Raw genomic sequence first — 13,665 nt, 5'->3', positions numbered from 1 at the left:
TTACACGGTGAAGCGCGTGTCGCGTTCCAGCAAGGCCGTCACCGCCTCAGGCAACAGCGGCTCGCTGAAGTAATAGCCCTGCAGCACGTCGCACTGGTGGGAGGCCAGGAAGGCCGATTGCGCAGCATCTTCCACGCCTTCGGCACACACCTTCACGCCAAGGTTGTGGGCGAGCACCACGACGGTCGTGCAGATGGCGGCATCGTTGGAATCGCGATCGATGTCCTTGACGAAGGCGCGGTCGATCTTGATGAGGTCGATCGGCAAGCGCTTCAGATACGCCAGGCTCGAATACCCCGTGCCGAAATCGTCGATGGCAATGCGCACGCCAAGCTGGCGAATGGCCGTAAGGTCTTCGATGGTGCGTTCGGTGCCTTCCATCAGCATCGACTCGGTCACTTCCAACTCAAGGAAGCCCGAGCCGAGGCCGTACTGGCGCTGCAGCTTGAGCAGCGTCGGCAGCACGGTGCCGCGCTTGAACTGCAGCGGCGACACGTTCACTGCCAGCGTCAGGTCATCAGCCAGGCCGCGCTTGTGCCACTCGGCGCGTTGCTGCGCGGCTTCGGTCAAGACCCAGTTGCCGATCTCGACGATCAGCCCGCTCTCTTCGGCCACCGGAATGAACGCAGCCGGCGGCAGCAATCCGCGCGTGGGGTGAATCCAGCGGATCAGCGCTTCCAGCCCGCACACGCGGCCGGTTTTGGTGTCGATCTGCGGCTGGTACAGCAAGCGGAACTGGCCCTGCTCCAGCGCAGCACGAATCTGGTGCTCCAGGTTCAGCCGGTACGACACGCCGATATCCATTTCCGGCGCGAAGAATTCCAGGCGGTTGCGGCCGTTCTGCTTGGCGTAGTACATCGCCATCTCGGCATGGCGGATGAGGCTATCGGCGTCGGTGCCGTGCGCCGGGTATTCGGCCACGCCGATGCTTGCCGTCACGAACACCTCGTGCCCTTCCACGCGCACCGGCTCGGCAAACAGATCAAAGCCGAAGTCGACGCCGCGCGAACCGGCGTGCGAGATCACCAATGCAAACACGTCGCCGCCAAAGCGTGCCACGGTGTCCACCGTATCGGCGGCATCGCGCAGGCGCTCGGCCACCCGGCGCAGCACCTCGTCGCCCAGCAGGTGGCCGAGGCTGTCGTTGACGACCTTGAAACGATCGATGTTGACGAGCGCGACATAGAAGCGGCTGCGCTGGCGTGCGGCCATTTCCACCGACTGCTGCACCCGGTCGGCCAGCAGCGTGCGGTTGGGCAACCCCGTGAGGGGGTCGATGGTGGCGTGCTGGGCCAGGCGCATGCGCGTCATCTCTTGCTCGGTCACGTCGTCCTGGATGCCGACGTAGTGCGTCACCGCGCCCTTGGCGTCGCGCACCGGCGAGAGCAGGAAGTTGTTCAGGAACGCGTGGCCGTCCTTGCGGAAATTGCGCAGCAGCACGCGGATCTCGCTCTCGTCGCGCAGCGCGGTCCGCACCTCGTTCAGCGCCGGCTGCCCAGGCTCGGACGAATGCAGGAAGCGCGCGTTGCGGCCCAGCACTTCTTCTGCGCGATACCCCGTCATGCGCTCGAAGCCGGGGTTCACATACACGATCGGCAGGTCAGGCTGCTGCGCGTCGGCCACGGTAATGCCCGACGGCACCGATTCGACCACGCGGCGCAGCAGGCGCAGTTGCTCGTCGGATTCACGCCGCTCGGTGATGTCCTGCATGGTGCCGAACAGCGCGATGACCTCGTCGCGCTCGTTGCGCTCGATGTTGCCGCGCGAAAGCACCCAGCGGTGCTCACCGTCGCGGCGGATCATCTCCAGCTCCAGCGAGTACGGCTCCCCTTCGGTTACGGCGCGGCTCGCGGCATCACGCAGACGGTTGTAGCTGTCGGCGGTAAAGAACTGCGCCTGCTGGGCGAAGGCCGGCGGCGCACCCGGCGGCATGCCCGTCAACACGTACATCCCCGACGACCACGTGGTCGAGTCACGCAGCACATCCCAGCGCCAACTGCCGAGGAGCGCAATCTGCTCCGCCACGCTCAGGTTCGCTTCGCTGCTGCGCAGCTCCTGCTCGATCGCGGAGCGCTGCGAGATGTCGGTCACCCCGCCGACCATGCGCACGGCCCGGCCGTCCTGATCGCGATACAGGCTCGCGCGAATTTCCACGGTGCGCGTGGCGCGATTGGCGTCGATCACGCGGCAGACGTGCTGCCAGTTGTCACGATCCGAATTCAGCACGGCGCGCAGGTCCTGGGCGAAGGCATCGACATCGTCCGGATGTACGAACTGGTGGAAGGTCAGCGTGCGCGAGGTGCCGCCCCCGGTGCCATCGTCGTCGCCCTGGCCCAGCAGGGCATCGCTGCCCAGCAGCCGATGCAGGCTGGCGTTGGCCCAGGACTCGCCGGTCGCGATATCCCAGTCGAAGATCCAGTCGTTGGTCGCGCGGGCCACGCGCTGGAAGCGTTCGGTCAGGCGGTGGACCGTGGCGTCGTGCCGCTGGATGGCGGCGCGCATTTCGTTGAAGGTGCGCTCCAGCAGCGAGAGTTCATCGCGCGAGGCGCCGTGCTCGGGCACGCGCGCCGAAAAATCGCCCGTTGCGTAGTGGCGCGCGGCGTCGACGAGCGCGTCGATGCGCGGCATGACCATCCGCCGCAACGCCATCTGGATCAGCGCGAGCAGCATCACGACCATCAGCAGAATGGCGCCCCCGCCGGCCAGCGTCACGTTGCGCTGCTGGCGAACGATGTCGGTGGCATCTACGCCGCGCACGATGCGCAGATGCCCGCCGGCAGCATGCGGCACCACCATGGCGGCGTAGGCGCGGCGCACGCCGTCGGTGTCGTCCAGCAGCAGCGGCTCGCCGGGCTGCTGCCCCGCCGAAGCCAGGAGCGGCCCGCGCACGACGGCCGGCACTTGCGCCGCAGCCAAGGTGCCGTGATTCGAGAGCACGTTGCCGTCCGCATCCACCAGATAGACCGGCGCTTCCGGCACGCCTTCAATGGCGGCCGCAATCAGCGCGCTTTGCCGTACGGCCGCATACGCCACGCCGCGAATGGCGCCGTCGCCGCCTGCCATCGGCCGCGCCAAAATCAGGACCGCCTGGCTGGAGGCGCGCCCGGTCACGAACGTCGACAAGGAAGGCCGGCCCGTCGCCAGGATCTCGTTCAGGTACGGCCGGTCCGACAGATCGACGCCAAGCTTCGCCGTGTCCGGCGTGCATACCAGCTTGCGGTGCGCGTCGATGATGCCGAGGTTCGCGAGTTCGCTCTGATTATGGAAGACGCGGTTGACGAAGCTGCTGCACTCTTGCGGGTCCATGCGCAGCGCCGAATCGTCGGCAAGCACCACCGAGAGAAGCGTATTCGCGTTGGACAGCACCATGCCGACGCGCGCCGCGGCGGCCTCGGTTTCGTGGGTCAGGTGCTGGGCAAGGTGGTCATTGAGCCGGTCACGGTAAAGCGCCACACCGGCAATCGCCACGACGATGGCCGGCAAGGCGGCCACCGCGGCCAAGGCGAGCAAGCGGCCGCGCAACGTGGTGGGAAAGAGAGCGTGCTTCGGCACTTGAATGACCGGTAGAGCCTTATGTGGAGAGCGGATGCACTCTGCGGTTGCACGATGCGCGGCTCAAGGACCGTCCCTCGGCGCACGATGCAGTTGCGGCATCGTGCCGGCTGACGGCTGACGCAGTGCGCAAGCATTTTGCTTGCAATTCCTATCGCACGCAACTTGTGGATAGTCTGTAGTCGACCCGGCCGCAAATCGGCGTGGCAGGCCGCGCGAGGGGTGATGGCAGGGTATGCAGGTGGCGCGCGAACTGTCGTTGCCGCTGCCTTGGCGGAGCGCGATACACGTCCAGGGCTGCAGCATCGGCACCGCTTGGAGCAGGTGGCTGCGCGGGGCACGCGCCCATAGAAAAAGCCACCGGATAGCGGTATCCGGTGGCTTCAAGAATACGCTTTGAACGGGGAAGTTCAGCGCACTTGAAGGATAGGCAAGCCCCTCGGTCAGGCCAATACCCAGGATAGGGTAATTTGGGAAAAACCCTGCATGGGCAGCGGATTTAGTCGCCCGCTCCTTCCGCATGTGCCTTCCGCACAACGCCCGGATCCGTAACAACCCGTCCTCCGAAATATCCATCCTGGCGACCGCGTGCCGCAGCCCGTCACACGGGATGTTGCGTTATAATGAAAACGATTCGCATTTAGCTTCCTTGCTGTACCACGTTAAGTTAACGATCACGCACGATGCGGCTTTCCGAGCTTTCCCGCCGGGCGACGGCGGTGGTGGATCACGTTGAAGACCGTGAACCCGCCGATCCCATCAGCCAACGCCTGCGCGAACTCGGGTTCGTGACGGGCGAAGAGGTGCGCGTGGTGGCCGTCGGTCCTTTCGGCGGCGACCCGCTCGTCGTGCAGGTGGGCTTTACCCGCTTTGCACTGCGCCGCCAGGAGGCTGCTCGCGTGCGCGTGCGCGCCGAACCGGCCACGCAACCCGCCGCCGCCATCACCGCGCCCGAAACGGCCCCGCCCGCAAAGGTGCGCGAGGCGGCATAGCCTGCCTCCCATTGCCGCAGCTTTCGGCTCCGCTTATTCGGCTTCATGCAGATGCACGCTTCTTCCTCTTCCGCTTCCACCCCCGCATTGCGCGTTGCCCTGGTGGGCAACCCCAACTGCGGCAAGACCGCGCTGTTCAACCTGCTGACGGGCAGCCGCCAGAAGGTCGCCAACTATGCGGGCGTGACGGTCGAGCGCAAGGAAGGCCGCTTTACCGCCCCGTCGGGCCGCCATGTGCAGATTCTCGATCTGCCCGGCGCCTACAGCCTGGTCGCCACCAGCCCGGACGAGGCCATCACGCGCGATATCTGCCTTGGCATGTTCCGCGGCGAGTCGCGCCCCGACATGCTGATCTGCGTGGTCGACGCCACCAACCTTCGGCTGCACCTGCGCTTCGTGCTGGAACTGCAGCGCCTCGGCTTGCCGATGGTGCTGGCGCTGAATATGGTTGACGCGGCCGAGCGGCGCGGCATCCGCATCGACCGCGCCAAGCTGGAAGCCGCCCTGGGCGTGCCCGTGGTGCAGACCGTGGCCATCAAACGCAATGGCGCGGCCGACCTTGTCGCGCATATCGATCACGAACAGCTGCCGGCCGTGCCGGTCGGGCTGCCGGCCGATGCAGATCCGCACGTTGAAGTGAAGCGGCTGCTCGATACCGCCGTGACCATGCCACGCAGCACGGCCGAGCTGGACGACCGGCTCGACCGTATCGTCCTGCACCCGGTGCTGGGCCTGATGCTGCTGGCCGTGCTGATGTTCTTCATGTTCCAGGCGGTGTTCTCGTGGGCGCAGCCGCTCATGGACGGCATCCAGGGTGCCGTGGAAGCCGTGGGCGTGTGGGTCGGCAACGTCATGCCCGACGGCATGCTCAAGAGCCTGCTGGTCAACGGCATCATCGCCGGCACGGGCAGCGTGCTGGTGTTCCTGCCGCAGATCCTGATCCTGTTCCTCTTCATCCTGTCGCTGGAAGAATCGGGCTATTTGCCGCGCGCGGCCTTCCTGCTCGACCGGTTGATGGCGGGCGCGGGGTTGTCGGGGCGCTCGTTCATTCCGTTGTTGTCGAGTTTCGCGTGCGCGATTCCCGGCGTGATGGCCACGCGCACGATTCAGGACCCGCGCGACCGGCTGGTGACGATTCTCGTGGCACCGCTGATGACGTGCTCGGCGCGGCTGCCCGTGTATGCCTTGCTGATCGGCGCGTTCATCCCGGTGCGCCAAGTGTGGGGCCTGTTCAATCTGCAGGGGCTTGTGCTGTTCGGGCTGTACATGGCGGGCATCGTGTCGGCGCTGGTCGTGGCCTATGTGCTCAAGTACCTGAAGCGCGATCGCAACGAGCACCCGCTCATTCTCGAATTGCCGTCGTACCGTCTGCCCAGCGTGCGGAACCTGGTTGTCGGCCTCGTCGAACGGGCGCGCATTTTCCTGCGCCGCATCGGCACGGTCATCCTCAAGATGATGGTGGTGCTGTGGTTCCTCTCGACGTTCCCGGCGCCGCCGGCCAACGCCACGCTGCCGGCCATCGATTACAGCTTTGCCGGGATGATCGGCCGTGCGCTTGAAGTCGTGTTCGCGCCGATCGGCTTCACGTGGCAGATGTGTATTGCGCTGATCCCGGGCATGGCGGCACGTGAGGTAGCCGTGGGCGCGCTGGCGACGGTGTACTCGCTGTCGGCAACGCATGAAGATGCGGCGGCGCAGCTGGCGCCGATCATCTCGCAGCAATGGTCGCTGGCCACGGCATTGGCCTTTCTGGCTTGGTACGTCTACGCGCCGCAATGCATCTCGACGCTGGCCACCATCCGCCGCGAGACCAACTCGTGGAAGGTCATGGCGGGCACCGCCGGCTACCTTTTCGCGCTGGCCTACCTGGCCGCTTTCGCCACCTACCAGATCGCACGGGTGCTGACATGAGCGTGTACCACGTTGTCGAAACCGGCGTTGTCGCCACCGTCGTGGCGCTGAGCGCGTTGTCGCTGACCGGCCGCTATGCGCCGGCGATGCGCGCCCGCACGGCGGCGCGCGTGGCAGGCTGGTGTGATCGGCCGTCGCGGCCGGGCTGGATGCGCGCCTTCGGGCAGCGCTTGCTCACGCCGGGCGAGTCGCCTTCCTGCCACTCCGATCCGCTGTCGGGCAGCGCATGCGGCAGTGGTTGCAGCGGCTGCGCCTCGGGTGAATCGGCATCCGCCGCGCCGGCCGAACAGCCGATCCACTTCGTGCGGCGCAAATAACAGCCGACGCAACGCCACAACGCTCACGGGCTCGCATCACGCGGGCCCGTTTTGTTTTTGCGCAACGCAGGCGTAGACTGGTCCAAACCTGAACGGGGGACGCGTCATGACCGAAGAGTTGCTGGTCCAGTTGATTGCGGAAGTCGAGAAGGAAGACCCGGTGGATTTCGCCAACCTGCCCTTCGACGAGCAGATGTTGCGAGACCTGGTCTGCAAGCTGGTGTCGCGCCAGCTGACGCAAATGGAAGATGCCCACTTCAGCCAGGACGAGGTGATCGTCTCGCTCACCGCGAGCATCGCCAAGCTGGTCCTCGAGAATCTCGTGCTGAATGCGCGCCTGCTGGCACAGCGGGGGCACGGCGAAAGCGCACGCGCGCTGCTGGAGCGGATCTCCCGCCAGGCGAAGGGATAAGAAGCGCGGGGTTACCGGGCCGGCACCACGTTGTACTGCGTGCGGGCGCGGGTCAGCAGGCGCTTGGCGACGGACAGGCCGCGAATGGCGGCGGCATCGTCGTCCACGGGAAAATCAAACTCGGCGCTCCAATTGCAGCCGGTGTGATCGGGGCGGTGAATGCACATCGCGCGCAGTTGGCACTGTGCGCATTCGGGATGTTGCTGGACGCAGCGGGCCAGCAAGGTCTTGAGTTCATCTTCGGACTTCAGACGGCGTTGCATCGGCATCTCCTGAATAACAGGGAGTTGGAACCCCGAGCGCGCGGTGAGTTTCGCCATGATCCCGTCGATACTGTTTCAGCAAGTTACCGGGTCACATCACGCATTCAACCCAATCGCGCCGGCCACGCCCGCAGTCGCCTGACACGCAGGGCAAACGCCGTAGAGCGCCAGCGCGTGATCGCGCAGCACGAAGCCGCGCTCGTTGGCCACGCGCTCCTGCCGCGACTCGATGGCGTCGTCGTGAAACTCTTCCACGCGACCGCACGTCAGGCAGATCAGGTGATCGTGATGCGCACCCTCGTTCAGCTCATACACCGCATGGCCGGCCTCGAACGTATGGCGCAGCAGCACGCCGGCATCCACCAGCTGATTGAGCACGCGATAGACCGTCGAGATGCCGATGTCGAGTTCCGACGTGAGCAACTGGCGGTACACATCTTCCGCGCTCAGGTGACGGCCGTGTTCCGTACCGGCGGTGAGGATTTCCAGAATCTTGACGCGCGGCGACGTGGCTTTGAGCCCCGCCCGGCGCAGGTCGGTCGAGTTTGGCATGGCGTTCGTTGGGGCGAGATTTGGGTACAGCAGGCGGGGCGTTACAGCGGGCGAGAACCCAAAACGGCAACGTTGCACGCATGCACACCGGTCGCTGAGTTCTTGAAGAAAAAAAACGGCATGGCTGGCAGCCCGGAAAGTCGCAGTCGGGAAAGCGGGGTCTGAGTGCTTTCCCGACTGTCGGGCGGCTTGCTACTGCCAAACGCTCTGTGTGTCAGAGCGGTCCCCACAAAAGATCGGTTGCCGGGCGCCAGCCCATGAAGCAGCGGGCACGCAGCGAAATTCGGTTCGATGCGCCGTGCATTGGAAGATGTGCCCTGGGAGCGGATCCATCGGCTGCAGCGCTGTCGATGGACACACTATAAATGCGAATGATTCTCATTACAAGCGTTTTCTTTACGAACTGTGGAAGGCCCTATCTCGGGCGTGGTCACCCGCAGCGCGCGCGTTACACCGGCCCGATCGCGCGGGCGTAGCCGCTGGGGGCAAAGCGCAACGTCGTCACCATCGACGCGATCACGATGGCAATCAGCAGCGCCCAGGGCAGTTGAAAACCGCCCGTCAGCTCGCGCAGCCAGCCGACTGCGTAGGGAATGATCCCCGTGATGATGAAGCCGATGCCTTGCACAAACGCCGCCAAGTAACCGGCAGCGCGCGCATCGGGCAGGTGATCCAGCGTGAGGGTCAGGCACAGCGAGAACATCGACCCCAGCCCACCGCCAATAAGTGCCACCCACAGCGTGGTGCCGGTTTGCGGCGCGAGCAGCAAGCCGACCATGCCGATGAGCTGCAAGACCAGCACGACCACCAACCACGGGCGCCGATCGGGCCAGCGGCGCGCGAGCAGCGGTGCAGCCAATGCGCCGATCACCTGGAAGATCGTCATCAGGCCGATCAGGCTGCCTTCGTCCTGCGCGCTCCAGCCGAGCTGACGGTAGAACATCGGGAGCCACGCGATCATGCTGGTGTAGCCGCCGTTGGCCGCCCCAAAGTAGATGGCCAGCAGCCATGCGCGCCGGTTGCCGAAGAAATTGAGCACTGGCCCGCGCTGCGCGGGTGCGGCGGCTTCACGCGGGCGGGCCGTCGTCCACAACACGAGGGCTGCCAGCGCCGGCAGCGCCCACACGCCGAGACCGACATGCCAATCTGCGATGTGTGTAATGCGCGGGCTGAGCGTCGCCGCGATACCACCGCCGGCCATCAGCGAGGCGGAATACAAACCCAGCGCCATCGGCACACGCTGCGGAAACCACCGCTTGACGAGGCCCGGTACCAGCGCCTGGACAATCGCCACGCCGGTGCCGGCCAGCGCGGCGCTTGCGATCAACGCGGCGCCGTGCCCGGCCCACAGTCGCCACAGGCACGCGCCCGCAATGGCCAGCAGGCTGCATGCCACACCGCGATGCTCGGGCAGCCAGCGCGCAAGCCAGGGCAGGAACAGCGCCACGCTGCCCATGCACAGCACGGGAATCACGGTCAGCAGCGAAGCGCCCTGCAAGCCGAGCCCCGTGCCCGCGCGAATTTCTGCCAGCAGCGGCCTGATGGTCGTGAGAATCGGCCGCAGGTTCATCCCAAGCGCAACCACGACCACCACGCCGAGCCAACCGGCATCAGCGTGCATCGACGGAGCCGCGGCTTGAGGTGACACGTCGGCGGCGGTGCCCTGTGCGGCCACGTCGTTCACGATTGACGTGCCTGCCATGCTTCGTAGAGGCCCTGCTCGCCCGTCGGCCGGCACGCATGCAGTTGCAGCTCGCCGCGCTCCGGTGCTCCGCGCATCTCGGCATACAGGGCGGCGGTCGACATGCCGAAGGGCGCGCCATCTTCGTTCGAATACGCGAAGTACGCCGTGCGAATGCCGCAGCGGTGCATCGCCGCAAAGCACATCGGGCACGGATGGCCGCTCGCGTACATCACCGCGCCGCGCAAGTCCGGCGTGGCCAGCGCACGGCTTGCCTGGCGGATCGCCTGCATTTCGGCATGGGCGGTCGGGTCGTGGGTGGCGCGCACCTCGTTCACGGCACGCGCAACGATCTTGCCGTCGCGCACGAGCACCGCGCCAAACGGCAGCCCGCCGGCGTCGACGTTGCCGCGCGCCAGCTCCACCGCCTCACGCATGTACTGCTCATCGGACATCGGGCTTCTCCACAGACGAAATTGCGGGTCGATTATTGTTGCGCCCCTAAACATGTTCAAATTAAATAGTGAAATGATGTTCAGTGGATTTTCAAATGATTGATCTCGTCTTGCTACGCAGCTTTGTCACGGTGGTGGATACCGGCAACTTCACCCGGGCGGCGGAGCATCTGCATCTGACGCAGTCGACGGTCAGCCAGCAGATCCTGCGGCTGGAGCAGCAGTTGGACTGCCGCCTGCTCGACCGCAGCCAGCGCCAGGTGCTGCCCACGGAAGAAGGCGACCGCCTGCTCGGCTACGCCCGCCGCCTGCTGCGCCTGGCCAACGAAGCAAGCGAGGCGCTCAGCCCCGAACACACCGGGGGCGTGCTGCGGCTGGGCGTGCCGGAAGACCTCGGCAGCGGCGCGCTGATGCCGCTCATCGCCAGCTTTGCGCGCGAGCGCCCCCGGCTGCGGCTGGAAGTGGAAAGCGGCCTCTCTCACCACCTCCTGCGTCTGTATCGCAATGGCGATCTCGACATGCTGCTGGTCAAGCAATGGGGGACGGACAGCGACTGCCATGCGCGCTGGGCGGAGCCGGTTTGCTGGATCGACAGCGCCGAGCGGCCGCACACGCTGCCGCTCGGGCCATCGCAACCGTCCTTGCCGCTGGTGGTGTTTCCGGTGGGCGCGCTGTATCGACAAGAGATGCTGCATGCGCTGGAATCAATCGGCCAGCCGTGGCGCATCACGTATTCGAGCCCGAGCCTGGCGAGCCTGTGTGCGGCAGTCAGCGCGGGGCTGGGCGTGAGCCTGCTGCCGGCCAGCACCGTGCAGGCCGGGCATCGCGTGCTCGGCGCTGCGGATGGTTTTCCGGAGATCGGGGGGCTGGAGTTGGCGCTGTTTGCGCGACCGGATCTCGACAGCGCGGGGCGTGCGCTGCGCGATCGTCTTGTCGAGATGTGCGCGGCGCGTGCGCAGGCGCTGCAATCTGCCGCCGGCTGAGCGCCGAAGCACCAAAGAAAAAGCCGGACCCGCTTGTCGCGAAGTCCGGCTCGGTACAGGTACGGCTGCGTTCAGCTTCAGGCAGCTTCGGCCAGCGGCACGCGGATCAGATGGTCGAACGCCGACAGTGCGGCCTTCGCGCCATCGCCGGTGGCGATGATGATCTGCTTGTACGGCGTCGTGGTCGCATCGCCTGCAGCGAACACGCCTTCCGCGCTGGTCTGGCCGCGTGCGTCGACGACGATCTCGCCAAAGCGGTTGCGTTCGAGCGCGCCGTCCAGCCATTCGGTGTTGGGCACCAGGCCGATCTGCACGAACACGCCTTCCAGCGCGACCGTGTGCTCGACGCCATCGACGCGGCTCTTGTAGCGCAGGCCATTGACCTTCTGGCCGTCACCGGTGATCTCGGTGGTCTGCGCGTTGGTGACGATGGTCGCATTCGGCAGGCTTTGCAGCTTGCGCACCAGCACGGCATCGGCCTTCAGCTCGCTGGCGAATTCCAGCAGCGTGACGTGGCTCACCAGGCCGGCCAGGTCGATGGCCGCTTCCACGCCCGAGTTGCCGCCGCCGATGACGGCCACGCGCTTGCCCTTGAACAGCGGGCCATCGCAGTGCGGGCAGTACGCCACGCCCTTGTTCTTGTATTCCTGCTCACCCGGCACGTTGACGTTGCGCCAGCGCGCGCCGGTCGACAGGATGACCGAGCGACCCTTGAGCACCGCGCCGTTGGCCAGCGTCACCTCGGCAAAGCCGCCCGGCTTGTCTGCCGGCGTGAGCTTCACCGCGCGCTGCGTGTTCATGATGTCGACGTCGTACTGGCGCACGTGCTGCTCCAGCGCGGCGGCAAACTTCGGCCCTTCGGTCTCCTGCACGGAGATGAAGTTCTCGATGCCCAGCGTGTCGAGCACCTGCCCGCCAAAACGTTCGGCCACCACGCCGGTGCGCACGCCCTTGCGGGCCGCGTACACGGCAGCCGCCGCGCCGGCCGGGCCACCGCCGACGATCAGCACATCGAACGCTTCCTTGGCGGCGAGCTTTTCAGCGTCACGCGCGGCAGCGCCGGTGTCGATCTTGGCGAGAATTTCTTCCACGCCCATGCGGCCCGTGCCGAACGTCTCGCCGTTCAGGAACACGGTCGGCACGGCCATGATCTGGCGTGCCTCGATTTCGCCCTGATACAGCGCGCCGTCGATGGCGACGTGCTGGATGCGCGGGTTGATCACGGACATCACGTTCAGCGCCTGAACCACGTCCGGGCAGTTCTGGCACGTGAGCGACATGTAGGTCTCGAAGCGGAAATCCCCTTCGATATTGCGAATCTGCTCGATGACGTCGGCTTCGAGCTTGGGCGCATAGCCGCCCACTTGCAGCAGCGCCAGCACGAGCGAGGTGAACTCGTGGCCGGTCGGGATGGCGGCAAAACGCACGCTCACATCCGCGCCGGTGCGGCGGATCAGGAACGACGGTGCGCGCTCGGCGGCATCGCGTTGTTCGGTCAGCACGATCATGCTGGACTGCTCGGCCACGTCGCGCAGCAGGTCCATCATGTCGCGGGAGCCCTCGCTGTCATCGACGTTGGCGACCAGCTCAATGGGCTGCACGAGGCGTTCGAGGTAGCCCTTCAGTTGGGCCTTGACATCAGCATCCAGCATGACGACTTCCTTTAATCGTTGAGTCTGTAAAAAGGCGGCGACATATGCCGCCTACCCTTAAGCAAACGGCCGGCAGTGCCGGCCGTTGCGGTCAAGCGGCAAAGCCGCTTGGAACCTGTTCACGGTCCGTAGCGAGCGACCTGAGGTTGGCGCGAGAAGCGCAGCCGTACATGGGTACGGCGAGCATCGCAGAGCCAAGATCAGGCCGCGCAGTAGGACCGTGAGCAGGTTCGCTTAGATCTTGCCGACCAGGTCCAGCGACGGCTTGATCGTCTTGGCGCCTTCGTTCCACTTGGCCGGGCACACGTTGCCCGGGTTGTTGGCGACGAACTGGGCAGCCTTGAGCTTGCGCAGGGTTTCCTTCACGTCACGGGCGATGGCGTTGTCATGCACTTCCATCGTCTTGATCACGCCTTGCGGGTCGATCACGAACGTGCCGCGCAGTGCCAGGCCTTCTTCCGGAATGTGCACGCCGAATGCGTTGGTCAGCGCGTGCGTCGGGTCACCCACCAGCGGGAACTGTGCCTTGCCCACGGCCGGCGACGTTTCGTGCCACACCTTGTGCGAGAAATGCGTGTCGGTCGTGACGATGTAGACCTCGGCGCCAGCCTTCTGGAATTCAGCGTAGTTGTCCGCTGCGTCTTCCACTTCGGTCGGGCAGTTGAAGGTGAACGCGGCCGGCATGAAGATCAGCACGGACCACTTGCCCTTGAGCGACTCATCCGTGACTTCGATGAACTTGCCGTTGTGGAACGCTTGGGCCTTGAACGGTTGGACTTGAGTATTGATCAGCGACATAGTGGTTTTCGGTTGGGTTGCTTGGTTGACAACGGAGTGGATCGTATCGTCGATCGGTGCATTGCACAAGTTGATTGATATGATTTTACCGATTGTT

At 65.5% G+C, this 13,665-nt stretch carries 12 protein-coding genes; 5 read left to right on the top strand and 7 right to left on the bottom strand.

All coding sequences use genetic code 11. The features are described from left to right. Window positions 1–3,552, bottom strand: a complete 3,552-nt coding sequence (locus R2676_RS05120; protein ID WP_316856861.1) for an EAL domain-containing protein — start codon at window positions 3,550–3,552, stop codon at window positions 1–3. A 683-nt stretch (window positions 3,553–4,235) separates the two neighbouring features. Here R2676_RS05120 and R2676_RS05115 point away from each other — a divergent pair. The 4 genes from R2676_RS05115 to R2676_RS05100 all read left to right on the top strand — a co-directional run bounded on the left by R2676_RS05115 (window position 4,236) and on the right by R2676_RS05100 (window position 7,184). Beyond that, complete coding sequence (locus R2676_RS05115; protein WP_206273001.1) at window positions 4,236–4,544, top strand: FeoA family protein; 309 nt, start codon at window positions 4,236–4,238, stop codon at window positions 4,542–4,544. Window positions 4,545–4,589: 45 nt separating this feature from the next. Further along, window positions 4,590–6,455 (top strand): ferrous iron transport protein B, encoded by a 1,866-nt coding sequence (gene feoB, locus R2676_RS05110; RefSeq protein ID WP_206272999.1) that lies wholly within the window; start codon window positions 4,590–4,592, stop codon window positions 6,453–6,455. Continuing rightward, on the top strand, window positions 6,452–6,772 hold the full coding sequence (locus R2676_RS05105; protein WP_027679439.1) for a DUF6587 family protein: 321 nt from the start codon (window positions 6,452–6,454) through the stop codon (window positions 6,770–6,772). The genes feoB and R2676_RS05105 overlap by 4 nt, the downstream gene beginning before the upstream one ends. 106 nt (window positions 6,773–6,878) lie before the next feature. Beyond that, window positions 6,879–7,184 carry a hypothetical protein gene (locus R2676_RS05100; protein WP_206272997.1) on the top strand — a complete coding sequence of 102 codons (306 nt, stop codon included), beginning with the start codon at window positions 6,879–6,881 and terminating at the stop codon, window positions 7,182–7,184. Between the two features lie 11 nt (window positions 7,185–7,195). Here R2676_RS05100 and R2676_RS05095 read toward each other — a convergent pair whose 3' ends face one another. From R2676_RS05095 to R2676_RS05080, 4 genes are all read right to left on the bottom strand, one after another. Continuing rightward, on the bottom strand, window positions 7,196–7,447 hold the full coding sequence (locus tag R2676_RS05095) for a hypothetical protein (protein ID WP_102065863.1): 252 nt from the start codon (window positions 7,445–7,447) through the stop codon (window positions 7,196–7,198). Window positions 7,448–7,543: 96 nt separating this feature from the next. Then, window positions 7,544–7,999: a ferric iron uptake transcriptional regulator gene (fur, locus tag R2676_RS05090; RefSeq protein ID WP_206272995.1), complete on the bottom strand. Its 456-nt coding sequence runs from the start codon at window positions 7,997–7,999 to the stop codon at window positions 7,544–7,546. A 448-nt stretch (window positions 8,000–8,447) separates the two neighbouring features. Further along, window positions 8,448–9,701: a CynX/NimT family MFS transporter gene (locus R2676_RS05085; protein ID WP_206272993.1), complete on the bottom strand. Its 1,254-nt coding sequence runs from the start codon at window positions 9,699–9,701 to the stop codon at window positions 8,448–8,450. Further along, entirely contained in the window at window positions 9,680–10,135 is a 456-nt protein-coding gene (locus tag R2676_RS05080; RefSeq protein WP_206272991.1) for a nucleoside deaminase, read from the bottom strand. The genes R2676_RS05085 and R2676_RS05080 overlap by 22 nt, the downstream gene beginning before the upstream one ends. 95 nt (window positions 10,136–10,230) lie before the next feature. Between R2676_RS05080 and R2676_RS05075 the strand changes: the two genes are divergently transcribed. Continuing rightward, window positions 10,231–11,118 (top strand): LysR family transcriptional regulator, encoded by an 888-nt coding sequence (locus R2676_RS05075; RefSeq protein WP_012430077.1) that lies wholly within the window; start codon window positions 10,231–10,233, stop codon window positions 11,116–11,118. Between the two features lie 77 nt (window positions 11,119–11,195). Here the strand turns inward: R2676_RS05075 and ahpF are convergent, their stop codons facing one another. Both ahpF and ahpC read right to left on the bottom strand, forming a co-directional pair. Next, entirely contained in the window at window positions 11,196–12,770 is a 1,575-nt protein-coding gene (gene ahpF / locus R2676_RS05070) for an alkyl hydroperoxide reductase subunit F (RefSeq protein ID WP_206272989.1), read from the bottom strand. 234 nt (window positions 12,771–13,004) lie between these two features. Then, window positions 13,005–13,568, bottom strand: coding sequence for an alkyl hydroperoxide reductase subunit C (ahpC, locus tag R2676_RS05065; protein WP_004627987.1), 564 nt, complete (start codon window positions 13,566–13,568; stop codon window positions 13,005–13,007). Window positions 13,569–13,665 lie beyond the last annotated feature (97 nt).

Origin of the sequence: Ralstonia flatus (assembly GCF_958439105.1) — a bacterium.
Classification (GTDB): domain Bacteria; phylum Pseudomonadota; class Gammaproteobacteria; order Burkholderiales; family Burkholderiaceae; genus Ralstonia; species Ralstonia flatus.
This window is presented reverse-complemented; position numbering and strand designations above follow the sequence as displayed.

Bases quoted from the DNA above. Each gene is read 5' to 3' on its own strand.
- R2676_RS05115 (WP_206273001.1), top strand. From the start codon at position 4,236: ATGCGGCTTTCCGAGCTTTCCCGCCGGGCGACGGCGGTGGTGGATCAC.
- feoB (WP_206272999.1), top strand. From the start codon at position 4,590: ATGCAGATGCACGCTTCTTCCTCTTCCGCTTCCACCCCCGCATTGCGC.
- R2676_RS05105 (WP_027679439.1), top strand. From the start codon at position 6,452: ATGAGCGTGTACCACGTTGTCGAAACCGGCGTTGTCGCCACCGTCGTG.
- R2676_RS05100 (WP_206272997.1), top strand. From the start codon at position 6,879: ATGACCGAAGAGTTGCTGGTCCAGTTGATTGCGGAAGTCGAGAAGGAA.
- R2676_RS05095 (WP_102065863.1), bottom strand. From the start codon at position 7,447: ATGCAACGCCGTCTGAAGTCCGAAGATGAACTCAAGACCTTGCTGGCC.
- fur (WP_206272995.1), bottom strand. From the start codon at position 7,999: ATGCCAAACTCGACCGACCTGCGCCGGGCGGGGCTCAAAGCCACGTCG.
- R2676_RS05085 (WP_206272993.1), bottom strand. From the start codon at position 9,701: ATGGCAGGCACGTCAATCGTGAACGACGTGGCCGCACAGGGCACCGCC.
- R2676_RS05080 (WP_206272991.1), bottom strand. From the start codon at position 10,135: ATGTCCGATGAGCAGTACATGCGTGAGGCGGTGGAGCTGGCGCGCGGC.
- R2676_RS05075 (WP_012430077.1), top strand. From the start codon at position 10,231: ATGATTGATCTCGTCTTGCTACGCAGCTTTGTCACGGTGGTGGATACC.
- ahpF (WP_206272989.1), bottom strand. From the start codon at position 12,770: ATGCTGGATGCTGATGTCAAGGCCCAACTGAAGGGCTACCTCGAACGC.
- ahpC (WP_004627987.1), bottom strand. From the start codon at position 13,568: ATGTCGCTGATCAATACTCAAGTCCAACCGTTCAAGGCCCAAGCGTTC.